This window comes from Formivibrio citricus (genome assembly GCF_900115065.1).
GTDB classification, from domain to species: domain Bacteria; phylum Pseudomonadota; class Gammaproteobacteria; order Burkholderiales; family Chitinibacteraceae; genus Formivibrio; species Formivibrio citricus.
Genome location: NZ_FOVE01000023.1, coordinates 1 through 26837, shown reverse-complemented (window position 1 = coordinate 26837; position 26837 = coordinate 1). Strand labels below are relative to the sequence as shown.

The window sequence follows — 26837 nt, the reverse complement described above, 5'->3', positions numbered from 1 at the left end:
TTGCGCCCCGCCTATCCGAAAACTGCGCTCATCTCTTTCGTGTGGGCGCTGATTTCAGCTTGCAGAGCGAGATAGGGTTCGCCCACGGTGCAGCTTTCAAGGGCCGCATCGTCAATCTCCAGATGCATCCATTCCTGTCGTCCGCCCACCAGCAGGTTGCCGACGTAAACCACATCGTTCAGGCTTCTGGGGGAGGGCGGAATCGGGCGCATGACGTCGTGATCGCGCACGGCTTCGATGATTTCCTCCGGCATGCCCAAGGCGCTGAGAACCGAAAGGCCGATGCTTTCATGCCATTGCGTGACAAGGTGGCGCATTGAATCCGGACGGGCGCGCAACGCGCTGTACTGCGTGGCCCGGTACAGCATGTAGAAGGCGCCGAGATCATGTACGAGCCCCGCCATCATGGCTTCGTCCGGGTTGAAGCGGGTGAGGCGTTTGGCGATGACATAACAGGCGCTGGCGGTCTGCAGCGAGTGATCCCACAGATGCTTGGCCATGTCTTCGAAGCCGCCCATGTTGCGGGAGCGCAGCATCTGCTGCATGGTGATCGCCATGGCTGTGCTGCGCACGGTTTCCAGCCCCAAGCGGCTGATCGCACCTTTGACATCTTTGACTTCGTTGCCGGAGGGGTTGTAGGCCACCGAGTTTGCGAGACTCATCAGTTTGGTGCCGATCAGCGGTTCAAAACTGATCTGTTCGACAATCTTGCGGATGGGCTGATCTGTATCGCGCAAAGCCTGGCGTATGCGTGCGGCAACATCGAAACAGGTAGGAAAAATAACCTCGCCGGAAAGTTCTTCGGCGATGTCTTGCAGCATCTGGAAACGCTGCTTGTTGAGCTCGTCGCCGCTGATGTCTGCTTCTTGAGCTGTTGTCATGCCTGGCTGTTCCTTTTTGTCGATCCGCCCGACGGATTCCGATTTGCATATTGTAACGGCTGTAGCGACTTTGCTGCTTGGTTTATCATGCCGGCATGAGACGCTTTCCTTTCTTTTTTGTTCTGGTTTTGCTGGCGCTTGCGCAGCATGCCCAAGCCGGACATGCGCTGGCCTTGGGCTATACGCCGAAGTATCCGGCCAGCTTCACCCATTTCGGCTATGTGAACCCCGATGCGCCCAAAGGCGGCGAGGTGGTTCTGCCCAATCCAGACCGGCGCACGAGCTTCGATTCTTTTAATCCGTTCGTGCTCAAGGGAACGCCGGTAGCGGGACTGTCGCCGCTGATGTTCGAATCGCTGGCTGTTGCCAGTCTCGATGAGCCGGCTACCGTTTACGGCCTGCTGGCCGAGGACATGGCGGTGGCATCCGACGGGCTCTCGATCACGTTTCGCCTGAACCCGGCGGCGCGCTTCAATAACGGCGATCCGGTGCTCGCGGCGGATGTGAAGCACAGCTTCGATACGCTGAACAGCAAGGCGGCGCATCCGAGCTATCGTACCCGGCTGGCCGAAGTGGCCGCGGTCGAGGTAACCGGCGAACGCACTGTGCGCTACCGTTTTCGCCGGCCCAACCCCGATCTGCCGTTGATGGTGGCGAGCCTCCCGGTCTTTTCGCGCAAGTGGGGCAATAGCAAACCGCTCGACAAGATCGTGCTCGAAACGCCGATTGCCAGCGGCCCGTATCGCATCGAGCGGTATGACTTGGGACGCAGTATCGTCTACCAGCGCCGGTCCGATTATTGGGCGCAGCAGCATCCGGCGCGGCGCGGTACGTTCAATTTCAGCCGTATCGTCTACCGGTTCTACAAGGACGACGTAGCACGGCTGGAGGCATTCAAGGCCGGCGAGTTCGACTTCCTGGTCGAATACACCGCACGCAACTGGGCGCGCCAGTACCACGGGCCGAAGTTCCGCAGCGGGGAATTGCTCAAGAAGGAGTTCCCGCACAGCAATACCGCGGGGATGCAGGGTTTCGTGCTCAATATCCGCAAACCGCAGTTCGCCGACAAGCGCGTACGCCAGGCGCTGGGATTGGCGCTCGATTTCCAGTGGATGAACCGCCAGCTTTTCTACAGCCAGTACACGCGCATCGACAGCTTCTATTCCAACGGCGAACTTGCCGCGCGCGGCACGCCTTCGGCGGCGGAGTTGAAACTGCTCGAACCGCTGCGCAGCCAGCTTGATCCGGCCGTATTCGGCCCTGCGCCCGTTCCCCCGTCTACCGAAGCGCCCGCATCCTTGCGCGACAACTTGCGCCGGGCGCGCGATCTGCTGGCCCAAGCTGGCTGGACTTACCGCGACGGCGCATTGCGCAACGCGCAGGGTGAGCCGTTCGTGTTCGAATGGCTCGACGACGGCGGCAGCATGAGCCGGGTGTTCGCGGTGTTTGAACGCAATCTCAACAAGCTGGGGATCACGGTCAAGGGCCGGCAGGTGGATTACGCGCTTTACCAGCGCCGCCTGGATGAATTTGATTTCGACCTGATCAGCCTGCGTTTTCCCGATACGCAAAGCCCCGGTATCGAGCTCTACGATTACTACAGCAGCAAGGCGGCGAAGGAAAAGGGCAGCAGCAACGTGATCGGCCTGCAGGAACCGGCGGTGGACAAACTGATCGATGCCGTCGTCAAAAGCCGCACTCGCGCCGAGCGCGTGACTGCCGTGCATGCGCTGGACCGGGTGCTGCGCCACGGCTACTACATCATTCCCCACTGGTACAGCGCCAGCCACCGCGTGGCCTGGAAAAACCGCCTGGCCTGGCCGCAGAAGCTGCCGCTTTATTACGAGGCGGGGGAGTGGATGCTGGAAACGTGGTGGGTGAAATAACCGCGATTATTCCGGTGTTTCCTCGCCCCTTGCGGGTGAGGGGTCGGGGTGAGGGGGAAATGTATCAACCATGCGCTGATCTTGACCCAATCACCCTCTCCCCAGCCCTCCCCCGTCGAGGGGGAGGGAGATTGAGCATGAACGGGATAATCCCTGTTGAATGGGATGTTTTTAGTCAGTCAATAGTCAGCGACAGAAAATGATCGAGGATGTGGAAGTGATCCTCGAAAAACCGGTCTTCCATGCCCGGCAGATCGGCAATTGCCACCCAGCGCGCCGTTGCTGCATCGTCCGCGCCGGCGACTTCCGGCAGGCGCGTTGATCCCAGATCGAAGTGGTGGGCGTGGGTGACGGTGCGCCCGCGCAGGCTGCGGTCCGGGTGGTCGAAAACGGCGACATTCTTCAGCGCGCCTTCCAGAGTCGAATCAAGCAAGGCCAGCCCGGTTTCTTCGCGCAGTTCGCGTATCGCCCCCTGCAACACCCGCTCCCGGCCATCGAGAAATCCGCCGGGCAGCGCCCATGATCCCAATCCCGGTGCGCGCCCGCGCTGGATCAGCAGTACATGCCCCGACGCCTCGACCACGGCATCGACCGTGATGAACGGGCCGTTCCCCCAGATTTTGCGGCTTTCCTCGATGGCGAGGTGTTCTTCGCGCAGCCGGGCGTAGTGGGGCAGGTGCGTCCAGCCCTTGAGGTAATGCGCCACGCTGGCCGGGACGAGTTCGCCGAGCAGGGCCTGGCTTGCTGCCGGGTCGTCGGTTTCGAAGTAGATGCGGCGCAGGTGGGTGGCGTGGACTTCGCCGTGCTGCCCGGTGGCGACAAGTTGCCATTCGGCAAAGCGGTTCAGGTACTGGCTGGAGGCATCCTTGACGAAGCCGATCAGGGCGATGCGCCGGCTGACCGTTTTTTGGGCGACGGCTTGCTGTACGGCTTCTTTCCAGCGCCGGTCGTCGTAGCAGTCGCGAACCGGAACGAAATCGATGCGCGCCTGTTGTTCTTCGTCGAGCGTGGCGCGGATCATGGCGGCGCGTTCTTCCCAGGTGAACGGGTTCTTGGCGTTGCGCGCCTGATGGGCCGATCCCAGTATGACGACCACATGCGGCGCGGTGTCCAGTGCCTGGGCGAGCAGGGCGGCATGGCCGGTGTGGAAGGGCTGGAAGCGGCCGATCAGTACGGCGGTATCGAAATTTTGGGCGGTGTTCATGATTGCCTCCAGAACCGGTAACTCGCGGCGATGGGCATCTGCCGTCCGTGGCCGAAGGCGCGCCCGCGCAGGCGCAGGATCGGCGGTGCCTGGCGGCGCTTGTATTCGTTGCGGGCAATCATGTTGCGGATGCGGGCGATCAGCGCTTGTCCGTCTGCCGTCGCGGCCAGCTCTTTGAAGCTTTGTTCGACTTCGGCGCGCTCGGCTTCGGCCAGTCGTTCGCCTTCGATCAGTTGCTTGAGGATCACGTCCAGAACCGGGTAGGGCGGCAGGCTGTCGGTATCGCGCTGCCCCGGCGCGAGTTCGGCCGAAGGTTCCTTGTCGATGATCGCGCGCGGGATGAGCTCGCGCCCTGCCTCGGCATTGAGATGCCGGCACAGCTCGAACACTTCGGTCTTGTAGAGGTCGCCGATCAACCCCAGCCCGCCGTTGGTATCGCCGTACAGGGTGCAATAGCCCACCGAAAGCTCGCTCTTGTTGCCGGTGGTGAGCAGCAGGTGGCCGAAGGCGTTGGAGTATTCCATCAGGATCGTGCCGCGGATGCGTGCCTGCAGGTTTTCCAGCGGCAGGCCCTGCAGTGGTGTGCCGAACGCGGTTTCGAAGCCGGCGCCGTAGCTCGCAACCAGATCGCGAATCGGGTGTTCGATCAGCTTCACACCCAAGTTGTCGCACAGCGTTTTCGAATCGTCCACGCTGCCGGCGCTGGAAAACTTCGAGGGCAGGGTGATGGCGGCCACGTTGTCCGCGCCGAGCGCCTCGCTTGCCAGCGCCAGGGTCAGGGCGCTGTCGATGCCGCCCGAGGAGCCGACCACTGCTCGCTTGAAGCCGCAGCGGCGCGCATAGTCGCGCAGGCCGAGCACGATCTGCCGGCGGTAGAACTCCATGACGGGCAAGCCGGAGGAGGGTGCGGACCAAGGTGATTGCACTACCTCGGTTTTCCCCTCGCCCCTTGCGGGAGAGGGGTAGGGGAGAGGGGGGGATGTATCAAGCACTGTGCAAGTTTGCCCCGTTTCACCCTCTCCCCAACCCTCCCCCGTCGAGGGGGAGGGAGAAAAAACGGAGTGGTTCGCGTACGGGGTTCCCAAAAGACACATAGTGCGATTGCCTTGGGGCGCGGGCAGCGGTGCGTTGTTGGCATCGAGGAAATCGCGCCCGTCGAACTGGAGCGTGGTGACAGACTCGGCAAACTGCGGCGCTTCGAAAACCACACCGTGATCCGGTGTGACGGTGAACGAGGCGCCGTCGTAGACCAACTGATCGTGCCCGCCGATCTGGTTGACGTAAACGAGCGGCAGCTTGTGCCGGCGGCTCGCGGCGGCGAGCAGGCGGTGGCGGACTTCGCGCTTGCCGAGGTTCGACGGGCTGGCGTTGATCGAGATCACCAAGTCGGGTGCGGCATCCGCGAGGCGGTCGAAGGGGTTGACCGCGTAGTCCCGGCCCTCGTCGTTCCAGCCGTCCTCGCAGATCATGAAGCCGATCCGGGTGTCGCCGATGCGCAGCACACGGGCCACATCCGGGCCAGGCTCGAAATGGCGGCGCTCGTCGAAGATGTTGTAGGTGGGCAGCAGTTGCTTGGCGTAGTCGAGCACGATTTCGCCGTCGGCGAGTACCAGCAGACTGTTTTGCAGGCGCTTGCCCGGCCCTTCGTGCTGCGTCGGCGCGCCGATCACCCAATGCAAGCCCGGCGTATCGCGGGTCAGGGCCAGAAGCTGCGCCAGGCCGCGTTCGATCTGCCTGAGAAAATCCGGCTCGTCGAGCAGGTCGCCGGGGTAGTAGCCGGTGAGCGAGAGCTCGGGAAAGACGACGAGTTGGGCTGTTTCGTTCTGTGCCTGTTCCGTGGCCCGGCGCATCAGGGCGATGTTGCCTTCGATGTCGCCTATGGTCGGGTTGATCTGGGCGAGCGTGATGCGCAGCGGGTTCATGACGGTTCTCCCGGTCCGGTGGGGTGCGGATGGTTGAACACCTGCCGCAGGTAGGCCAGGAAGGTCTGGTCGTCGCACAGCGTCTTGCCGGGCGAATCCGAGAGCTTGGCGACCGGCTGGCCGTTGCAGGAAGTGATCTTCATCACGATGTTCAGCGCCTTGTGCGGTGTATCGTTGGTGAGGTCGGTGCCGATGCCAAAACTGGTGCCGATCCGCCCGCGGAAGTGCCGGTAGAGTTCGATGGCGCGCGGTATGTTCAGCCCGTCCGAGAACACCAGCCGCTTGCTGGCCGGGTCGATGCGCAGGCGCTGGTAGTGGTCGAGAACCTTTTCGCCCCATGCCACCGGGTCGCCGGAGTCGTGGCGAAGTCCGTCGAAGAGCTTGGCGAAATACAGGTCGAAATCGTCCAGGAAGGCGTTCATGCCGACGACATCGGTCAGTGCGATGCCCAGGTCGCCGCGGTATTCCTGCACCCAGCCTTCCAGCGCGGCCTTCTGGAAATCGCGTAGACGGAAGCCGAAAGACTGATAAGCCTGCAGGTATTCGTGCGCCATAGTGCCGATCGGTGTGGTGCCGAATTTCCTGGCCAGATGCACGTTCGAGGTGCCGCGGAAATGCTCGGGCACGGATTCCAGCAAGGTGCCGACGACTTCTTCCTGCCAGGCGCCTGAATAGCGCCGGCGCAGCCCGAAATCGAAGAAGATGAAGGGCTCGGCATCGCCGGCGGCGAGCTCGGTCTTGTGCTGTTGCAAGAGCCGGATCTTGTCCTGCAGTCGGCGGCGCGCTTCAGCGAGGATGTCGTCGCCGGTAGGCAAACGGCGGAAATACAGCTCGTTGACGATGTAGAGCACGAAAATTTCGAAGCCCATGACATGCACGAGCGGGCCTTTGGCTTCGATTTTGAGCGTGTCGCCTTCGGTCGTCACCGAGATGAAGTGGCGCTGGAAGCGGAACAGCGACAGGAAATCGACAAAATCGCTCTTGATGAAGCGCAGGCCGCGCAGGTAATCGAGCTCGTCCCGACTGAAGTTCAGGCTGCAAAGCGCGTCGAGTTCGGCTTCGATATCCTGCTTGAGTTCGGCGAGCGGGTAGGCCGGCGTATTGCGGCAGACGAACGCATATTCGGCCTGCGCGCCGGGGTGGCTGTGCAGCAGGGCCTGCCACATGGTGAACTTGTAGAGATCGTTTTCCAGCAGGCTCTGGACGATGGGTGGACGGGTGTTCATGTTTCCCTCCTTCAAGCGCCGTTTCCGGCGAGCAATTCGGCCATGATCTCGGTCGAGGTGGCGATGCGCAAGCCCTTGGCGCGCATGTCGTCGATGAAGCCCTGGTACTGCGACTCGAATCCGGTGACCGGACTCATGCAATCCGTGAGCAGGACCAGCCGCGGCAGGTCGGCAGGGTCGAAGGCTTCGGCGATGTGCTCGGTCGTGGCCTTGACGCAGTGGCTACCCGCTTCGCCGGCAATCAGTACCTGATCGGCTGCTTTCAATTGTGCGATCAGCGCCCGGTTGAGCTGGGTACCTTCGTCGCGGGAATCGGGCACTTCGGCGCGGATGGCGCTGTAGTGCTCGGTCCACGGATTCAGGCCCTTGAGCACCTTGCCTACGCTGACCGATGTGGTTTCCTCCCAGCGGTTGTACGCCGCGCGCACGTCGGCGTGGACGTTGTGCCCCCAACTGCCGATCTCGCAGTGCACGGGCCAGACCATGTGGGTGTAACGCCCGGCGGCTTCCAGCGCATCCAGGTAGGCCAGAACCCGTGGCAGCGCTTCGGTCTGGCGCGGAACGAAGCGGCCTTCGCGTACGTCGGCGGCGGTGATCGGCGTGAAAGGCTGCACCGCCGTGCCATCGCCCTGCTGCCAGAAGGTTGGGTGGGCGATGTCGATGCGCTGGTGCGAATCGAGCGTCACCGTGATGGCGTCGATCCGCTGGCCGCAGCGCTCGATCAGGGTGGCGACGCGCAGCATGTCGGCATGCGCGCCCTGGACTGGCAGGGCGGGAGCGAGGCGTTCGCCGGTCTGCGGCAGATAGTCATCCGGCTGATCGCAGAAATCGTTCTGCGGATCGATGACGAGAAGATGGGTTTTGCGGTTCGACATGATGACCTCCCTTTATGAGCGGGTTCTGTTTTATCAGAACATGAACCGATCATATTCAACTTAGTTTAATATTGCAACTAACAAATTTGTTGTTTTGTCTTGTTGTTAATGATTGTTTGATGTGTTTGTGTGTTTTATATACTATGGTCTGGTCAAGTTTGAACTCGTCACCCCGGCGCAGGCCGGGGTCCAGTGGTTTGAAGTGGCTTCGTTGCTGGATACCGGCCTGCGCCGGTATGACGACAAAATTTCACACTTCACTGGGTCAAACAAGCGAAGAACAATTTGAGGCAGGAACCCATGTCCGAGATCATCTGCACCGTCGATATCGTTCTGCTCACGCTCAAGGAAGAGTGTCTGCACGTGGCCTTGCTGCGCCGCGAGCACGAGCCTTTCAAGGGCGTACTGGCCTTGCCGGGCGGCTATATCCACGCCGAGGAAGATGCCGATACCCATGCCGCCGCAGTGCGGACCTTGCAGGCAAAAACCGGCATTGCCAGCCCGTATCTTGAACAACTGGCGACTTTTTCCGGGCCGGGGCGCGATCCGCGCGGCTGGTCGATCTCGATCAGCTATTACGCGCTGGTTCCGGAAAACCTGATCGGCGAGGCGGGGCATCCGCATGTGGAGCTGTTGCCGGTTGAGCGTTTGAAAGGCTTGCCGTTCGATCACCTGCAGATCGTCGAAGCGGCCGTGAGCCGGGTCAGGAACAAGAGCAGCTACTCGTCGCTGCCGGTCTACCTGTGCGGTGAGGCTTTCACTCTGCCGCGCCTGCAGGCGGTCTATGAAGCGGTGCTCGGAGAGCCGGTCAACAAGGTGAGTTTCCGCCGCAAGATCGACGAACTCGGCATTCTGGAGCCGATCGAAGGCGCACTGGAAACCGGCAAGGCCAACCGGCCGGCGCAGTTGTACCGGCTCAGGAAAGAATACCGGGATCGGCTGTCGCTGACGGATCGGGCGCTGAACGCGCGCTGAGAGTGGTGTACGAGGTGGTATAATCGCCCGCTTTGTAACTCGCACTTTGAAGGTTCTGCCATGTCCGCTATCCCCGCCTGCCCGCAATGTACCCTGGAAAACACCTATCAGGACGGCGACAACTTCGTCTGTGCCGACTGCGGTTTCGAGTGGCCGGCGGCGGCCAGTGCCGGATCGGATGAAGAAGATTCCGCCGTGGTGCGCGATGCCAACGGCACGGTGCTCAACGACGGCGATGCCGTGGTGCTGATCAAGGACCTGAAGGTCAAAGGCACTTCGATCGTGCTCAAGCAAGGCACCAAGATCAAAAGCATCCGCCTGGTTGGCGGCGATCACGAAGTCGACTGCAAGACAGATGCCGGCAGCATGATGTTGAAAGCCTGTTTCCTGAAAAAGGCTTGAATATTGCGCTTTCAATACGGCTGACAAAGCCGTAGAAATAAAAAACCGGCCACCGCAAAGCGGGCCGGTTTTTTGTTGCCGCCAGCGAGTAGCCCGGATGAAACAACGTGAAATCCGGGGCTTTCGTTGGGGGGGGGCACAAACCCGGTTTGTCTTTGAACCCGTGTTCCCGGATTCCGCTGCGCTGCATCCGGGCTACCCGTTGGTTTGACCGGAAACTTCGCAGGAAATTTCTCTGCGGCGCACCATTCAGGGCGAGCTATAAAAGAAGCTGGGCAAGACGGTTTCCAGCAGCATGCAAAACACCCCTCATGACCAGGTTTCCGGACGGAACGAGTCCATCATCGCCACCAGACTTCCTGCACGCCATGTCAGGCTGATATTCGCTCTGGCGCTGCCGTTTGTCGCTCTCGCCGCCCAATGGCTGTTGTGGGATTACTTCAAGCCCTATGTCTGGTTTCTCTTTTTCCCCGTGGCGTTCTTCTGCGCCTGGATTGGTGGCCTGTTTGGCGGGATTGGCGCCACGCTGATCAGTACGCTGCTGGTCTGGTATTTCTTCCTACCGCCGGTGATGTCGTTCACCGGCAAGAATCTGGCGGCCAGTTTTTCCTCGGCGGTTTTCGTGTTCCTGGGGTGCCTGTTCGCCATATTTCACGATCGCTTGCGCAAACTGATGCGGCGCAGGGACGAAGCACTGGCGGCAGCCGAACTCGGTCGCAGCGCCGAACGGTTGCGCCGTCTGGCCGAGGTGGTCGAGAAAGTCGCTGCTGTGCGCGATCTGCCGAGCCTGATGGCAATCATCCGCCGGGCCGTGCGTGAATTGACTGGCGCCGACGGCGCCACGCTGGTACTGCGCGACAACGGCTGCTGCCATTACGTGGACGAAGATGCCATCGGTCCGCTTTGGAAAGGGCAGCGTTATCCGCTCGAATCCTGTATTTCCGGCTGGGTCATGCTCCACGCCCAGACGGTCGCCATCAAGGACATTTACGCCGATCCGCGCATTCCCCATGCCGCGTACCGCCCGACTTTCGTCAAGAGCCTGTCCATGGCGCCCATCGGCCGCGAACAGCCGGTCGGCGCCATCGGCTGCTACTGGGCCACGCAGCATCTGGCCACGCCCGGGGAACTCGAATTGCAGCAAGCGCTGGCCGATGCCATGTCGGTCGGGCTGGCCAATCTCGACCTTTTCAAGCGACTGGAAGATGCCAGGCTGGCCGCCGAGCAATCGGCGGCGTCGCTGCACGAGAGCCAGGAACGGCTGCAGTTGCTGATCGACCATGCGCCGGCCGCGCTGGCGATGTTCGACCGCGAGATGGGCTACCTCGCTGTCAGCCGTCGCTGGCTGGACGATTATGCGCTGGGCGAGCGGGATATTCTTGGCCTGTCGCATTACGAAGTATTCCCGGAAATTACCGAGGCATGGAAGGAAGTGCACCGTCGCGGCTTGGCGGGTGAAATCCTCTATGCAGATGAAGATCGTTTCGTGCGGGCCGATGGCGCTGAACAATGGCTGCGCTGGGAAGTGCGACCGTGGCATAAGTCCGGGGGCGCCATCGGCGGAATCGTGATCTTTTCCGAAGACATCACCGAACGCGTAGCGGCGCGGCAGGAAATTCTCCGGCTCAACGCCGGCTTGGAGCGGCGCGTAGCCGAGCGCACGGCCGAGCTTTCCGCGGCCAACCAGGAACTGGATGCCTTTGCCTATGCGGTTTCGCATGACCTGCGCGCACCGCTCAGGGCCATGCACGGTTTTTCGCAGGCGTTGATCGAGGATTTCGGCGACAAGCTGGAGGGCGAGGCCAGGAACTACCTTGGCCAGATCGGTATCGCCAGTCGCAAGATGAGCGATCTGATCGAAGGCATTCTTGCGTTGTCGCGCAGCACGCGCGGCGAATTGCGGCGTGACACGGTCGATCTGTCGGCGCTGTCAGCCGGCATTCTGGCTGAACTGGCGCGTACCGAGCCGGAGCGTGAAGTCAGTATGGACATCGAACCCCGGCTGGTGGCGTTCGGCGATGCGCGCATGATCGAAGCCGTGATGCACAACCTGCTGGGCAACGCCTGGAAATATACATCCAGGACGTCTCAGGCCATGATCCGGGTCTGTTCCTGCGAGTTGGACGGACGCTCCGGCTTTTGCGTGACGGATAACGGCGCCGGCTTTGACATGGCGCATGCCGGCCAACTGTTCCTGCCTTTCCGCCGCTTGCACCGGCAGGATGAATTTCCGGGAATCGGTATCGGGCTCGCGACCGTGCAGCGCATCGTCCATCGCCACGGCGGCAGGATCGAAGCCCGCGCAGCACCCGGCGAGGGGGCGACTTTCTGCTTTACGCTGGCGGAGGGGGGCGGAGCATCATGACCATTGTTGCCAGCCGTCTGATCCTGCTTTTCCTGGCGTGTTGCGCTTTTCTGGCGCAGCCTGTCCAGGCTGCCGATCTTTCGCAGAAGCGGATATTGCTGCTCTATGCCTACGGCTACGGCGGTCGCGGCGTGGAACTCTTCAGCGACGGTTTTTTCAAGAGCATGACTGAAGCCGGTTTCCCCGTGACCAATGTCCATGCCGAGTATCTCGATCTGCAGCGCAACCGTGATGTGCCAGGATACCGCGAGGAATTGCGCGAGATACTCCACAAGAAGTATGCGCAGCGCCGGATCGATCTCATTGTCACCCTGCAGCAACCGGCGCTCGAGTTTTTGCTCGCAGAGGGCAGGGAGATCGCCCCGCAGGCACCGGTGATCACCATTCAGCACCGCCCCTTGCTGGAAACGGAAAAACGGGGGCGCAGCATCGTAGGCGAGGTCAACCAGTTCGATATCAAGGGTACGCTGGCACGCGCGCTGGAGCTGTTTCCGCAGACGCAGCGGGTGGTGTTCGTCTCGGGCAGCAGCGCGGCGGATATCAAGGTGGCCGAGCAGGCCGCCCAGGTGGCGCAGCCCTGGAAAGAGCGGCTGGCTTTCGAGTACACCATCGGCATGACGCTCGACGACATTCTGCAGCGGGTGGCGAGCCTGCCGCCCAAAAGCCTTATCGTCTTTACCCAGTACAACGTCGATGCAAAAGGCCGCGTGGCGCTGGCCTACGAGGCCGAAAACATGATCGTCAAGGCGGCCAATGCGCCCGTGTTCGGCTTTTACGACTACAACCTGCGCAACGGCGGAATCGGCGGATCGGTCATTCCGGTCGAAGCATCCGGGGAGCGGGCCGGGCGGCTGGCGCTGGACATGCTGCAAGGGGCCGGCACCGCGGATGTCGGAACCTTGCGCATGAATGAAAGCATGCCAATGTTCGATTGGCAGCAAATTCAACGCTGGGGTGGCGATGTCAGTCGCCTGCCGGCGAATACCCGGTTCGTCAATCGGCCACCGGCGGCTTGGGAGCAATACGGTACGGTCATTGCCGGAACGGTGGCGTTTCTGCTGGCGCAGTCGGTCACCATTGCCGTCCTGCTGGCCAATATCCGTCGCCGCAAGCGCGCCGAAGCCGTGCTGGGCGAGAACGAAGCGAAATTCCGCGCCATTTTTGACAGCATCTTCGATTCGGTCATTTTTGCCGATACTTCGCGCCGTATCCGGCTGGTCAACCCGGCTTTCACGCGTACGTTCGGTTATTCGGCCGACGAAGTCATCGGGCGCACCACCGAATTCCTGTATGCCGACCCGGCCGATTACATCGAGCAGGGGCGCCGCCGTTTCCGTGACGGGACGAGCGAAGGCGGGACATATGAACTGCGCTACCGGCGCAAGGATGGCAGCGAGTTCTGGGCGGAATCGAGCGGCGCCCGGATTACCGGCCCCGGCGGCGAGGTGCTCGGCTTGATGGGCATGCACCGCGACATCACGGAACGCAAGGTGGCGGAAAAAACCTACCGCTCGCTCTACGACAACATCATGAACAGCGTGGTCCATTGCCGCGTGATCTTCGACACGGGCCGGCCAGTCAATTTCGAATATATTTCGACCAATCCGGCATTCGCCGAAGTGACCGGAATCCGGGAAAACGTCGCGGGACGGCGCATCAGCGAGGTTCTGCCCGGCTATTGCGAACAGAATCCGGAGTCGCTTGCCGTTTTCGGCCGGGTCGCCGCCACCGGTATCCCCGTGCGGTGGGAGCATTATCTGGCTTTGCTGGACCGCTGGTTTTCGTTCTACATCTATTCCCCGGCAGCGGGCGAAGTGGTCATCGTGACCGAGAACGTTACGGCGCGCAAAAAAGCCGAACAGGAAATCCAGCGTCTCAACGCCGATCTGGAGCAACGGGTCGAGCAGCGCACGGCCGAACTGACCGCCGCCAACAAGGAGCTCGACAGCTTTGCCTATGCCGTGTCGCATGACTTGCGCGCGCCCCTGCGCGCCATGACCGGTTTTTCGCAGGCGCTGATCGAGGATTACGGCGACAAGCTCGACGGGGACGCCAGAACCTGGCTTGATCAAATTGCGATTGCCAGCCACAAGATGAGCGAACTGATCGAAGGCATCCTCGCGCTTTCGCGCAGCACGCGCGGCGAACTGCAGTGCGATACGGTCGATCTGTCGGCGCTGTCGGCCAACATTCTGGCCGAGTTGGCGCGTTCCGAACCGGAGCGTGCAGTCAGTGCAGAGGTCGAACCGGGGCTGACGGTATACGGCGATCCGCGCATGCTGGCGTCCGTGATGCACAACCTGCTCGGCAATGCCTGGAAATACACGGCAAGAACATCGCAGCCCGTGGTCAGGGTCTATTCTGGAGAAATCGATGACTGCCCCGCTATCTGTGTGGCGGACAATGGCGCCGGTTTTGACATGGCGCATGCCGACCAACTGTTCCAGCCCTTCCGCCGCCTGCACCGCCAGGATGAGTTCCCCGGAATCGGCATCGGGTTGGCGACCGTGCAGCGCATTGTCCGCCGTCACGGTGGCAGGATCACCGTCAAGGCAGCGCCGGGCAACGGCGCCACCTTCTGTTTCACGCTGAGCAGGGAAGAGGTTTCGGCATGACTTCAGCGCGCGATCGTTTCATCCTGTTCTGCGTCGTGGCGTACGCGGTGCTGGCGTCGCTCTGGATTTTCATGTCGGACCGGTTGCTGGCGATGTTTGCCGATGTCCAGTCCATCGTCTGGCTGTCGACGGCCAAGGGCGTTTTTTTCGTCGCCGCTTCGGCCGCCACGTTTTTCCTGGCACTCAGGGCTGTGCCGACCGGGGATGGCGACGGTGATTCGGCGCGGCTGCTGGAAGCGCTGTCCAGCGGTGTTTCGCCGGGGCGACTCCCCGTATGGTTAAGCTATTCGTTTGCCGTGCTCATGACGCTGGCCATGCTGGCCTTGCGCGAGAGCATTTCGGCAGGAATCGGCGGTCGGTCGCTGCTGATCCTTTTCATGTTTCCGATTACCTTCAGTGCCTTGCTCGGCGGCCTTGGCCCCGGCCTGGTCTCGACCGCCCTGGCTGGTCTGGGCGTGGCCTATTTTTCCCTTCCTCCACGAGGCAGTTTCCATATCGCCGCAAGTTACGACCTGTTGCAGTGGAGCTTTCTGCTCATCAATGGCCTGGCGGTCAGCATATTGAGTGCGATGCTGCGGCGTTCGCTGGCGAGGGCGGAAACAAACAGACGCCTGCTGGATGTCGTTATTTCGGGCACCGAGGATGCCGTGTTCGTCAAGGATGCGCGCGGGCGCTATCTGCTGGTCAACGATGCTGCCGCCGGTTTTGTTGGCAAGACGCAAAGCGAAATTATCGGGCATGACGACCGGGCCCTGTTTCCGGCCGAATCGGCCGCCTACCTGAGGGCGATGGACCAAACAGTCATGTCTGCCGGACACACTCAAACCCACGAGGAGCAACTGACGACGCAGGATGGCAAATCCTTGGTGTTCCTGGTGACAAAAGGCCCGGTATTCGATGAAAAAGGACAGGTGGCCGGCCTCTTTGGCATCTCGCGCGAGATTACTGCACGCAAACAGGCCGAGGACGAAATCCGTCGCCTCAATGCCGAACTGGAACAGCGCGTGGCCGAACGAACCGCCGAACTGAATGCGGCCAACCTCGAACTGGAAGACCTTGCCTACGCGCTGGCGCACAACCTGCGCGCCCCGTTGCGCGCAATCGACGGATTCGCGCACCTATTGACCGAGGAGCATGCCGGCCAGCTCGATGCCGAGGCCCGGAGTTGCCTCATGCAAATCACTCTGGCCAACCGCAACATGGGGGCGTTGATCGACGGCATCCTCGCGTTGCTGCGCTGCTCGCGCGGCGAGTTGCTGCGCCAGAGCGTCGATATTTCGCAGTTGGCAGAAAAACGGTTCGACGATTTGGCGCGTATCGAACCGCAGCGGCAAATCGATGCGGAAATCGCCCCGGGTCTTGCCGTTGCGGGCGACAGGACTATGCTGGAAATAGCGATGAATCAGCTCGTCGACAATGCCTGGAAGTTTACTCGCGGTCGGGAGCACGCTGTCATCAGGGTCTACAGAGGCGAGGTGGACGGTCATCCGGCGATTTGCGTTGCCGACAACGGGGCCGGTTTTGACATGGCGCATGTCGAACGACTTTACCAGCCTTTCTACCGCCTGCACCGGCAGGACGAATTCCCCGGCATCGGCATCGGACTGGCCACCGTTCGCCGCATCATTCACCGTCACGGCGGGAACATTCGTGCCGAGGGGGTTCCGGGGAGTGGTGCGATATTCTGTTTTTCTCTGCCATCGGTGATGTCAGGGGTGGAGGATAGTCATGAAGAAAAGAAGCATCCTGCTGGTTGAAGACAATCCCCAGGACGAAATATTGATTCTGCGGGCGCTGAGAAAAATCAATCTGGCCAATTGCATCGACGTTGCGCGCGATGGTCAGCAGGCGCTGGATTATCTGTTCTGCGAGGGCGAGTTTGCTGCGCGTCCGCAGGATGAAGAGCCTGCCGTGGTGCTGCTCGACATCGGGCTGCCGCGCCTGTCCGGCCTGGAGGTGCTGGCAAGACTGCGTGCCGATCCGCGTACTTCGCTGATTCCGGTGGTAATGCTCACTTCATCCGACGAGGAACGCGATCGCCTCAAAAGTTATGAAAGCAGGGCCAACAGTTTTGTCCGCAAGCCACTCGATTTCGCCGAGTTCGCCGAAACGGTGGCGCGGCTTGGTATCTACTGGCTTGCTACCAACGAACCGATACAGAAATAGCCTATGCTCAATCTTCTCTACATTGAAGACGACCCCGCGGATTTTCTGCTGGTAAGCCGTCATCTGCAGCGTCAGAACATGCAGGCGAACATGGTCCGGGTCGACGACTGGAGCAGTTTGTTGTCCGCGTTGGGCGAGATGCGCTGGGATGCAATCCTGGCCGATTACAAGGTCCCCGGCCTGGATTTTCAGGATACGTTGGGGCTGTTGGCCAACCGTTTGCCCGACACCCCCATCATTCTTGTTTCCGGCAGTGTGGGCGAAGAAGTTGCGGTCGAATTGCTCAAGCGGGGGGTCTGGGATTTTGTCATCAAGGATCGGCTTGCCCGGCTTTGCCCGGCGCTGGAACGCTGTTTCAGCGACCGCGAGCAGCGGCTGGCACGACAGGCGGCCGAACGGGCGCTACGGGAGAGCGAAGAGCGTTTCAGGTTGATTGCGGCCAGCATTTCCGAAGTCATATGGATGGCCGATATCGACCTGAGACAGGTTTTCTATGCCAGCCCCGCTTTCGAAAATGTCTGGCAACAGCCTTGTTCCGCGCTGTACGAGAATCCGCGCATCTTCTCTGAATCCATCCATCCCGATGACCGGAAAAGGGCGCTGGACATCGTTCTGTCGGCACACAAGGCAGGTGGCGCGTTCGATCTGGAATATCGCATCGTGCGCCCGGACGGCTCAGTGCGCTGGATCAGGGACCGGGGCCAGCAAGCCAGCTTTCCGAGCATGTCCGTGTCCTGCTATGTCGGGGTGGCCCAGGACGTGACCGAGCGCCATTGGGCCGAGGAGAAATTGCGCCAGGCCGCGACCGTTTTCGAAAGCACCCGCGACGGTGTCATCATTGCCGCTCTGGACGGAAGTATCCTGGCCGTCAACAAGGCGTTCACGGAAATCACCGGCTACAGCGAAGCCGAAGCGTTGGGGCGCAATCCACGCATGCTGCAATCAGACCGGCAAGGCCCCGAGTTTTACCAGGCGATCTGGAGCAGTTTGCGGCAAAACGGGCAATGGCAGGGGGAGCTCTGGGACCGGCGCAAGAGCGGCGAATCCTTCCCCGCCTGGATGACCATTTCGGCCGTTTGCGATGCTCAAGACAATGTCACGCATTACGTCGGGGTGTTCTCGGACATCACCCAGCTCAAGCGCAGCGAGGAACGTCTGGCGCATCTGGCGCACTACGATCCGCTGACCGATCTGCCCAATCGCGTCCTGCTGCAACTGCGTCTGGCGCATGCCATGGAGCGGGCACAAAGGCTGGGGTGTCGAGTGGCGGTCATGTTCATCGATCTCGACCGCTTCAATACGGTGAACGACAGTCTGGGTCATTTGGCCGGCGACCAGTTGCTGATTGATGTTGCCCGGCGCCTGTCTGCTCAGTTAAAGGGCGAAGCGACGCTCGGGCGTTTCGGCGGCGATGAATTCCTGTTGCTGCTGGATATCGACGAACTCGATGCCGCGGCCACGACAGCGCAGAAGCAGCTGGATGCGCTGGCCGCGCCTTTCCTGTTGTCGGGAAACAACGAGGTTTACCTCGGCGCCAGCATCGGCATCAGCATTTTTCCGAACGACGGAACCAAGGCTGCCGATCTGCTGCGCGATGCGGATGCAGCCATGTACCGGGCCAAGGAGCTCGGACGCAACCGTTTCTGTTTCTACACGGCAGCCATGAACGCGGAAGCCTTGGCGCAACTGGAGCTTGAAGCAGGCCTGCGGCGGGCGCTGGAACGTAATGAATTCGCTCTGCATTATCAACCCAAGGTCAATTTGCGGACGGGGCAAATCATTGGTGCCGAGGCGCTGATTCGCTGGCAACGTCCCGGATCGGGATTGGAAATGCCGGGGCGGTTCGTTACGCTGGCGGAAAGAACCGGGCTCATCGTTCCCATGGGAAGCTGGGTGATCGACGAAGCCTGTCGCCAGTTGCGTTGCTGGCGGGATGCCGGCTGGCTCGACCTGCGTCTGGCGGTAAACGTTTCCGAACGGCAGTTCTATTCCGGCGATCTGCAGCGGATCGTCAGCGACGCCCTGGCGCGCAACGGCGTTCCGCCCGCCTGTCTGGAGCTGGAGGTGACCGAGAGCATGCTTATGGAGGATCCTCAGCAGACCATTGCCATCCTCCAGTCGCTGAAACGCATTGGCGTCAAACTGTCACTGGACGATTTCGGCACCGGCTATTCGGGATTCGCCTACCTGAGCCGCTTTCCCATCGATGCCCTCAAGATCGACCAGTCATTCGTGCGCGACATCGTCACCGAGCCCGAATCGGCGCTGATTGCCGTTTCGATCATCGAGCTGGCGCACCGCATGGGCCTCAAGGTCGTGGCCGAAGGCGTCGAAACCGAGGCGCAACTCGGGTATCTGCAGATGCACGATTGCGATGAAATGCAAGGCTACTTTTTTGCCAAGCCGGTGCCCGCGGAGTCTTTTCTGGATTTCATGATTGCCGGGAAAACCCTGTCGCTGACACGATTACCGCCGCTGGCCGCCGAGCATACGTTGCTGCTGGTCGATGACGAGCCGAACATCCTCTCGGCATTGAGCAGGCTGCTGCGCCGGGAGGGGTACCATATCCTGACGGCAGGCAGCGGACGGGAAGGGCTCGAACTGCTGGCAACCCATCCCGTCCAGGTTATCCTCTCCGACCAGCGCATGCCGGAGATGGCCGGCACGGAATTCCTGCACCGGGTCAAGGAACTGCACCCCGATACGGTGCGGATCGTGCTGTCCGGCTATGCCGATCTGGAATCGGTCACGCTGGCGGTCAACGAAGGCGCCATCTACAAGTTCCTCTACAAGCCTTGGGACGATGCCTTGTTGCAGGAGCATATCCGCGATGCTTTCCTGTATTACGAAGCGGTCATCAAGCCGAGGGCAGGGCGTATCAAAGGGTGATCGTTATCGGGGGCAACCCACGGCAGGACGGCGATCAAGGAGAGCAAGCGGCGGCGGGTGAAGCGCATGGTGTCAGTGTTTTCCTTGCGGCTTCTTCTTGGGCGGTGTCTGCATCGGACGGCCCGGCGGTTGATCCAATGCGGCGAGATCGGGCAGCGGTGCGCTGGGGTTGGCTTCGAGCTTGCCGGTGATCTGGGCGGTGTTGGTTAGCCCTTGGTTGTCGATCTGGCGGATGGTGGTCTCGGTCAGGTCGATCTTGCCGCCGAGCTTGGCATTCTTGAACTGCACAGTTCCGAAACAGCCATGCGAGAGATCGGCGTCGGCGAGGGATACATTTTCGAGGGTGAGGGTGCCTGCATGGATATAGTCCATCTTGGCTTTGGGGATGGTCATGTTGCGGAAGGTCAGGTGGCGAATGCGGGTCCAGTAGAACGGATATTCTCCGGGTAAGGGCTGGTCGTTTGTTTCCCCAAATAACTGAAGTCCTTTTCCTTCCAGAGAGCAGTTATCCATTTCTAAGCTGATAAACCGGGCCAAGGGGCAATACAATCCCTCTCCATGAAACTTCACCCGGCGGAAAGAGGCTTTTTCGTATTTGGCGCTCACAGCCCCCATCTTGAGGCTGAGCGAGCTGTCTTCGATCTCGAAAACCTTGCTGGCGCTCGACATCAAATCCACTTCGCCCAGTTGGGATTTTTTGATGGAGATGAGGGAGTAATAATTGCCGCCGCCTGCAAAATCCTGTTTCCCCTTGGCGTGGCAATTCTCTATGATTAATTCCCCACTTTGACTACGCAAATTGGCATATAAATCCCCAATTTCACAGCCAATCAGGCGAAGTGATTTTGCTCCACCTGACTGTACGTTATTTATTTTGCAATTCTTGAAGGTTGCGTGTCCGCCTTGCCCAGTTGCCAAGCCGAAATGATCAGACCAATTGCCATACCCCCCTTCCTTGGCGGTCATCCCTCGAAGCACGCATTCTTCAAAGGTTACATCGCCGTTTGCACAGCCGATTTGAAATGGGCCTTCCGCTTCACAACGGACTAGCTTAGCGTTCTTCCAAAAAGATCCCGTAAAGACTCCCCCGAAAAACTGGCACTCCTCGAAGGTGACGTTTTCCAGTTTATTGTCGTAACCCTGAAACAGTTCGAACACGCAGTTGATGAAGCGCACGTTCTTGATGTCGGCCCCGCGCAGCAGCATGCGGGTATCGCCGAATACCCGCTGGCGGATTTCCAGCGGCTGGCCTTGCGGCAGGTTTTGTCGGGCGAACCAGGCCGGGCGGGAAAGCGGGTTCTTGATGAGTTCGAGTTCTTCGGCGCTGATGGCTTGCATCTTGAGATCCTTGATTTTTGAAGTCAGTGCCGACGGGGAGGCTTTGCACGAAGCAACCCACGGCAGGACGGCGATCAAGGAGAGCAAGCGGCGGCGGGTGAAGCGCATGGTGTCAGTGTTTTCCTTGCGGCTTCTTCTTGGACGGGGTCTGCATCGGGCGGCCCGGCGGTTGATCCAGTGCGGCCAGATCGGGGAGCGGTGCGTTGGGATTGGCTTCGAGCTTGCCGGTGATCTGGGCGGTGTTGGTTAGCCCTTGGTTGTCGATCTGGCGGATGGTGGTCTCGGTCAGGTCGATCTTGCCGCCGAGCTTGGCATTCTTGAACTGCACAGTTCCGAAACAGCCATGCGAGAGATCGGCGTCGGCGAGGGATACATTTTCGAGGGTGAGGGTGCCCGCATGCATGTAGTCTATCTTGGCTTTGGGGATGGTCATGTTGCGGAAGTTAATATGGTTAAAGAGTGTTCTATAGAGCAGATACTCCCCCAGTTTAGGGCGCGGATTAGGCGCGCCATACAATGCCAATCCTTTACCACCAAAATCACAAGCATCGATTTCCAGCGTAAAAAACCTGGCCAAGGGGCAATACAATCCCTCCCCATGAAACTTTACCCGACGGAAAGTGGCCTTTTCATATTTGGCATCTACGGCCCCCATCTTGAGGCTGAGCGAGCTGTCTTCGATCTCGAAAACCTTGCTGGCGCTCGACATCAAATCCACTTCGCCCAGTTGGGAGTTTTTGATGGAGATGAGGGAAAACATGCCGGATGCCCCGGTAAAATCCATGTTCCCACTTGATTTGGAGTTGTGGATAAGCAATTTGCCCTGCTTGCTAGGGCAATTACCAAGAAAATCATGAATTTCGCAGGTATCAATTTTGAGTTCAACCCCGCCATGCGTTGCTAAGTTGGATAGCTTGCACTTGATAAAACGATTTGCACCATTTGACGCGGTGGCGATACCGAAATGATCAGACCAATTACCATATCCCCCTTCCTTGGCGGTCATCCCTTGGAGCTTGCATTCTTCAAAGGTTACATCGCCGTTGGCGCAGCCGATCTTGAAGGGGCCTTCAGCCTCGCAGCGTAGTAGCTTGGTATTCTTCCACTCGGTGCCCGTAAACACCCCGCCGAAAAATTGGCATTCTTCGAAGGTAACGTTCAGCAAGTTGTTGTCGTAGCCTTGGAACAGTTCAAACACGCAATTGATGAATCGCACATTCTTGATGTCTGCCCCGCGCAGCAGCATGCGGGTATCGCCGAATACCCGCTGGCGGATTTCCAGCGGCTGGCCTTGCGGCAGGTTGTGTCGGGCGAACCAGGCCGGTCGGGAAAGCGGGTTCTTGATGAGTTCGAGTTCTTCGGCGCTGATGGCTTGCATCTTGAGATCCTTGATTTTGGAGGTCAGAGTCGATGAAGCTGCCTTGCAGGATGCGATCCAGGGCAGTACGGCCAGAAAGGAGAGCAGGCGGCGGCGGGTCAATGACATGGTGGTTCCTTAACGGTGTGCAGAGCGTTTGTCGGTGACAATCTTTGGATCGATGTAACGTCCTGAATCACGGTATGCGCCCCATAACCACTTCCAATCCGGAAACTCCCCATTGGGATCAAAAGACACCTCGACGGTTTCTTCCAGAGTGATGGGGCGAACCCGGTAAATCCACGGGTCGTCGAAGTTGAACTGATTGTAGAGATTGGCCCCGTCCTTGGCGGTCACCTTAGCCAATCCATGGTTGAATTCCACCTTGACGAATGCCGGCTTGCTGGCTTGCAGTGCTGCGAGCAAGCCGGTGGGATTGGCATGCGAGCAGTTGTAACGCAGGGTATCGCGCTGGCGACTGCCGGAGTCGATGGTTATGGAGTAATCCATAAAAATCTTGTACTGACTATCCCATACATAAAACGTCACCCCCCGGATAAAAGGCTTGGCGTGATGAACGTTTTCAACAGTCATCGTGATTCCCTCCACCTGTGTTGCCGATGCGGTGTAATTCATCCGGGGACCAGTGAGGAAATTCCAGGCGATGATTTTCTTTTCTTCAACGAACTGCATGTAATCCAGCGCGACGCAAAAGCGGGGTTGGGCATTTCGCTTCTCTGTGGCGGTCACCACTTTCGATGCGCGGCTGTTGTACCCTTCGATGAGATAGCCTGCCGGCGGCATCAGGTTCCAGCCGTTGAGTTCGCCTTCTAGGCTTTGCACGCCCATGCCGCCGCAGTTGGTGCCCACCCAGTATTTGGTATCCGGGTTGGCTTTCTGTTTGGCCGGGTCGCGGGCTTCGACCTCGAGGGTCTGGTTATCCTCGTCTTCCTCGTCCAGCTTGACCTTATAGGCGCCGGTTCGATGGGAATGACCGCTGAAGTGCCCGGTGATTTTGTCCTGATCAACCCACTTGAACAGAGCCTTTCGTCCCAATACAAACGTGCCATAAGTTTCTTTGTCGCTCAGTTTGTTTACTCCCCATACATCGCTTTTGGAAAACGGTTTGTACTGGTTGAAGCTGACAGCCGTGAAGTGGGTAAACAGCAGGTGCTGGTTGGCATTTTTTTCACATACAGCGCTGAGCAAAGCCAACTGATCGTCGCTCATGGCTTCGTTTGCTCTAGGCAGCAGGCCATCCGGAATATAACTTCCCTCCAGCATGCGTTCGGCATTGCCCCATTCCAGCCCGGTCAGGCGTTGGCCGTTGTAGGCCACGCTGAAATCGGCCAGCGGGGTAAACAGGGTAAAGAACCAGTCGAAGTTGTCCGGCATGAAATCCCAGCCTTGCATGGTTTGCGGGAAGGTGGGGCCGTAGATCAGGCAGGCTTCATAAATGGTCAGGTTGTGGTCGGCGGGAATACCGGCGTTGGCCCTGCGTATGCTGAGGTCAGGGATTTTTGAAAAATGAATCTTGCCCTTGGCCTGATTGGGGTCGTAATCCCGCAGCCCCCCGCTTGGCTGAACTCGAGTGGCGGCCTTCAGTGCGTCTGATACTGTTTTCGCTCGCGAGCTTGGGCGTGCAGCCAATTTAGCCGAATAACTATTGACGCGCGGCGAGATGCCAAACGGTTCGTCGTAGGCTTCGTGGTTGCCGGTGACCATGAATACCGGCAAGTTGTGGTCATATGCGCGCTTGATCAGCGAATAAACCAGCATGTCGTCCAGCCCGCGCGGGTAGTAATCGGGCACATCCAGATTGCCGGCCAGATTGTAGTGTTCCCATTGGTCTTTCGGGCTTTTGCCGGTGACTTTTCCGGGTGCGAGGTTGCGGTTGAAATCGATCAGATCGCCCGTCATGAAAATGGCATCGACTTTGTCTGGCCCACTCTGAAATTTGTCGAACAGGGCTTGGGTGGCAACCAGTCCATTGGTTAGCTTGGGGCCGATCGGTGAACTGGTGCCTTCCAGAATGGCGGCATCGGCCATGGCGAGCGCAAACTGCCTGCAGGAAATATGCGGATCGGTGAGGTGGCCAATATCCAGAAAGGTTCTTTGCTTTCTGAAAATAAACGGATGAAACGGCTTGATGCGGCCCGCTTCGGTTTCCTTTTGCTTGGGCCATTTGTCGGGGCTCAGTTTCCCCAGGTCGAAGATGAACGGTTTGGCAAAGTGCTGTTTTTTTTCTTGCATCTGCGCAAAAAAATCGTAGACCAGCTTGTCCTGGTGTTCCCAGTGGCTGACCTTCCTGCCTCCGAATGCTTCAGTCACCCTCTTGTAAACACAGGTCACCATCCAGGCGAGCGTGTACATGGTGTCGGGCTGGGGGGGCAGGGTGAGACCCTTGAAATCAAGCTCGATTTCAAACAGATGCCGTAGCGGGTGGTTGGTGGTATCGCAAACCTGTGGGGCCTTTTTGTGGGCAGCGATGAGAGGGTTCACCCCATCCAGGCCATGGCTGATTACCCCATGAACAAACAGATTGACCGCACTTTTGCGAATATTGGCCAAAAATAGCCCGTCATGGCTGACCAGCCGGTCTTTCCAGCCCAGCCCGCACCCGCCGGCCGGTTCTGAGCCGTGCGGGCCTTTGTACCAAACCTGGATGCCTGCTTTGGCGGCGGCCGGGCTGCTGTAGAGCTTTTTACCGGTCAGGTCGGCCGAGGTCTTGTGGGCATCCTTGAAGGGCAGGATACGCAGGTGGGTATTGATGTAATACCAGGCAAACGGGGCTTCCGCGCCGTTGATGCCAAACTCCTGCACGCACTTGTCTTCCACGATCAGGAAAAGGCGGATTTTTTCGTCCGTATCCGGCGCAACGTGCGGCGTTCCCAAGGCGGGGTAGAGAATCACCGCCTGCATTTCGGCTTTATCCGCGCAGTCCGGGCATTTCGGATCGATATTGGTCGAGGCTTTCTGGTAAGCAGCGGCAGCGCACAAGCTGTTTTCTTTTGGGGAGCCTGATTTCGCGGCATTCTTTCGGGGATCAACCATGGCGTTCAATAAGCGTGGGGGCGTGAAGTGGGCGGGAATCGGCTGCGTTGAATTCAGTGGCATGCATCCGGTCAATTTCTTCCCAAGCGGCATCCGGTAAAGCGATCACCGTGTTGGCGAGGGATATCTTGTTGCGTATGCCATCCTGCATGGCTTGCCGGAAGCGAGGCGCTTCGGAAAAACGCGGGTGGCACAGATAGGTCAGTGAGGCAAACAGTGCGAGATCCTGATCGTTTTCATAGCCGATGCGGCGGGCAGTCTCTGTGCAGGCGCAGACTGCCCGGTAGCGGGCATCCTGCGTCTGCGATAGCAGATGCAAGTGGACCGGGCTGTCGTTTTGTTGGCCGTATTCGGTTTCCAGCAAGTGCAAAATCTTGTCCGGTTGGGTGTGCCGGTTCATCACGCCCAGCTGGCCCAGGCTGATATGCAGCGGCGGTAGCGGTTCCGTGACAGGCTCGGCAGGCCCGTCCCATCGTTGCCATTGCAAATGCCGGTTCCAGATGGCGCACGCGCGAATCGGTTGCAGGAAAGCATCCCTTTGATGGGGGTGAAGCGCTTCGATGAATCCGGGCAGTACGCGCGGATCGGTGCTGCGCAGGGCGATGTCTCCTTCGATTTCACCCGTGGCTTCGTTGTAAAGCGTCGCGCCCATGAATTTGCGCAAATGCTCGGCCAATGCCGGCAAGTCAAGCGCAGACCACAGCCAGACCATGCCGCCGTATAGTTGGGCCGCCATGTAAACCGGCGCGAGCACGGCAGGTTCAGGCCGGGACGGCAGCGCGATCAGCCAGGGGGATAATTCCGCAAGATGTGCTTCCGGGGTATGTTCGAACAGCACGGCATGGGCGCATGTTTGCAACTGGCGCTTTGCCAGGCGCGTGAGCTCCGTAGCCATCGCCCGTTCAATCACCAGATAGGCATTCAGCGCAGGGTCTTCATGGAACGCCGCCCATTCCTGCCCCGCTTTTTCCTGCAGGGTCTGGATAATGGCGCGCTGCTCCGGCTGGTTGTAGGGAATATGCATGTCAAATGCGCGGAATCGCCGCGCCTCCTTCTGCAATGGCTTTTTGCAGGCATTCCTTGCAAACGGTCGAGTAGCTGGGGAATGGAACGTTCAACTGTGCAGGCCCGGACCAGTCATGCGTACCGCCCTTGAAGGAAATCTTGCCGGGGCAGTGCAGTTCGATCTTGCCCCCCTTGATCCGGATGTAGGCACCGCCGGAGGTCAACAGGATTTCCTCTTGCGCCGCCGTGTGATGTTTCTGATTCGCCGTCTGTTTTATATCCTTCGCCGCATTCATCTCGATGTGGTCATCCTGCGCCTGCATCTGGATCTTTCCGCGTGCCGCAATGAGTTTCAGGCTGATCTGTTCTTTGACTCCTTGAACAAACAGACTGATGTGCTGACCGGCGTTGTGTATCCAGCGCCGCCCGCTGGTCTGGTTGATATCACGTTGCGCAATCAGATCGAGATTGGTTCCGGCAGTCAGGGCCTGGGCTTGCGGGGTGGTACTGACAATGCCCGCCGGGGCACTGAGTACGATCAAGGCTTGTTGACCGTTTTGCTGTTGTGAAGTGCTTTGGCTGTCCTTGTCGGTATTGCTCCCGGCTTCCCAGCTCTTCAAGGCGTGTTGCAGATGATGCAGATGGCCTTGTTTGGTTTTGGGGCCGGCACTGTTGTC

Annotated in this window: 18 protein-coding genes; 8 read left to right on the top strand and 10 right to left on the bottom strand. The window is 59.6% G+C overall.

All coding sequences use genetic code 11. The features are described from left to right. Nucleotides 1-11: 11 nt before the first annotated feature. Complete coding sequence (locus BMZ36_RS12925; protein WP_091197503.1) at nt 12-881, bottom strand: HDOD domain-containing protein; 870 nt, start codon at nt 879-881, stop codon at nt 12-14. A 95-nt stretch (nt 882-976) separates the two neighbouring features. On the opposite strand from BMZ36_RS12925, the gene BMZ36_RS12920 reads away from it, so the two are divergent. After that, nucleotides 977-2767, top strand: a complete 1791-nt coding sequence (locus tag BMZ36_RS12920; protein ID WP_091197500.1) for an extracellular solute-binding protein — start codon at nt 977-979, stop codon at nt 2765-2767. A gap of 175 nt (nt 2768-2942) precedes the next feature. On the opposite strand, the gene BMZ36_RS12915 is transcribed toward BMZ36_RS12920, so the two are convergent. Genes BMZ36_RS12915 through BMZ36_RS12900 form a run of 4 tightly spaced genes read right to left on the bottom strand, consistent with a single transcriptional unit; the run spans nt 2943 to nt 7994 of the window. Then, nucleotides 2943-3971 carry a bifunctional nicotinamide-nucleotide adenylyltransferase/Nudix hydroxylase gene (locus BMZ36_RS12915; protein ID WP_091197497.1) on the bottom strand — a complete coding sequence of 343 codons (1029 nt, stop codon included), beginning with the start codon at nt 3969-3971 and terminating at the stop codon, nt 2943-2945. Next, complete coding sequence (locus BMZ36_RS12910) at nt 3968-5893, bottom strand: NAD+ synthase (RefSeq protein WP_091197494.1); 1926 nt, start codon at nt 5891-5893, stop codon at nt 3968-3970. The genes BMZ36_RS12915 and BMZ36_RS12910 overlap by 4 nt, the downstream gene beginning before the upstream one ends. Next, a complete protein-coding gene (gene pncB / locus BMZ36_RS12905; RefSeq protein ID WP_091197491.1) occupies nt 5890-7119 on the bottom strand; it encodes a nicotinate phosphoribosyltransferase in 1230 nt (409 codons plus the stop codon). Before pncB ends, BMZ36_RS12910 begins: the two co-directional genes overlap by 4 nt. Before the next feature lie 11 nt (nt 7120-7130). Beyond that, on the bottom strand, nt 7131-7994 hold the full coding sequence (locus BMZ36_RS12900) for a cysteine hydrolase family protein (protein WP_091197488.1): 864 nt from the start codon (nt 7992-7994) through the stop codon (nt 7131-7133). A 300-nt stretch (nt 7995-8294) separates the two neighbouring features. Here BMZ36_RS12900 and BMZ36_RS12895 point away from each other — a divergent pair, with 300 nt between their 5' ends. The 7 genes from BMZ36_RS12895 (at nt 8295) to BMZ36_RS12865 (ending at nt 19406) form a co-directional block, all read left to right on the top strand. Next, on the top strand, nt 8295-8969 hold the full coding sequence (locus BMZ36_RS12895; RefSeq protein ID WP_091197485.1) for an NUDIX hydrolase: 675 nt from the start codon (nt 8295-8297) through the stop codon (nt 8967-8969). A gap of 60 nt (nt 8970-9029) precedes the next feature. Then, nucleotides 9030-9371: a zinc ribbon domain-containing protein YjdM gene (locus BMZ36_RS12890; protein ID WP_091197480.1), complete on the top strand. Its 342-nt coding sequence runs from the start codon at nt 9030-9032 to the stop codon at nt 9369-9371. Between the two features lie 295 nt (nt 9372-9666). Further along, on the top strand, nt 9667-11736 hold the full coding sequence (locus BMZ36_RS12885) for an ATP-binding protein (RefSeq protein WP_091197475.1): 2070 nt from the start codon (nt 9667-9669) through the stop codon (nt 11734-11736). Continuing rightward, nucleotides 11733-14351, top strand: coding sequence for a PAS domain S-box protein (locus tag BMZ36_RS14660; protein WP_143086066.1), 2619 nt, complete (start codon nt 11733-11735; stop codon nt 14349-14351). The genes BMZ36_RS12885 and BMZ36_RS14660 overlap by 4 nt, the downstream gene beginning before the upstream one ends. After that, nucleotides 14348-16108 (top strand): sensor histidine kinase, encoded by a 1761-nt coding sequence (locus BMZ36_RS12875; RefSeq protein WP_091197471.1) that lies wholly within the window; start codon nt 14348-14350, stop codon nt 16106-16108. Before BMZ36_RS14660 ends, BMZ36_RS12875 begins: the two co-directional genes overlap by 4 nt. Beyond that, entirely contained in the window at nt 16080-16517 is a 438-nt protein-coding gene (locus tag BMZ36_RS12870; protein WP_091197467.1) for a response regulator, read from the top strand. The genes BMZ36_RS12875 and BMZ36_RS12870 overlap by 29 nt, the downstream gene beginning before the upstream one ends. A 3-nt stretch (nt 16518-16520) precedes the next feature. Next, entirely contained in the window at nt 16521-19406 is a 2886-nt protein-coding gene (locus BMZ36_RS12865) for an EAL domain-containing protein (RefSeq protein ID WP_091197463.1), read from the top strand. 72 nt (nt 19407-19478) lie between these two features. Here BMZ36_RS12865 and BMZ36_RS12860 read toward each other — a convergent pair whose 3' ends face one another. From BMZ36_RS12860 to BMZ36_RS12840, 5 genes are all read right to left on the bottom strand, one after another. Next, entirely contained in the window at nt 19479-20852 is a 1374-nt protein-coding gene (locus BMZ36_RS12860; RefSeq protein WP_091197459.1) for a right-handed parallel beta-helix repeat-containing protein, read from the bottom strand. 4 nt (nt 20853-20856) lie between these two features. Beyond that, on the bottom strand, nt 20857-22224 hold the full coding sequence (locus BMZ36_RS12855) for a hypothetical protein (RefSeq protein ID WP_143086065.1): 1368 nt from the start codon (nt 22222-22224) through the stop codon (nt 20857-20859). A 15-nt stretch (nt 22225-22239) separates the two neighbouring features. After that, nucleotides 22240-25101 carry a metallophosphoesterase gene (locus tag BMZ36_RS12850; RefSeq protein ID WP_177187885.1) on the bottom strand — a complete coding sequence of 954 codons (2862 nt, stop codon included), beginning with the start codon at nt 25099-25101 and terminating at the stop codon, nt 22240-22242. A 46-nt stretch (nt 25102-25147) separates the two neighbouring features. Then, nucleotides 25148-26179 (bottom strand): DUF4123 domain-containing protein, encoded by a 1032-nt coding sequence (locus BMZ36_RS12845; RefSeq protein WP_091197581.1) that lies wholly within the window; start codon nt 26177-26179, stop codon nt 25148-25150. Between the two features lies 1 nt (nt 26180). Beyond that, nucleotides 26181-26837 (bottom strand): DUF2345 domain-containing protein (locus BMZ36_RS12840; RefSeq protein WP_143086064.1); only part of this gene is annotated, 657 nt, incomplete at its 5' end.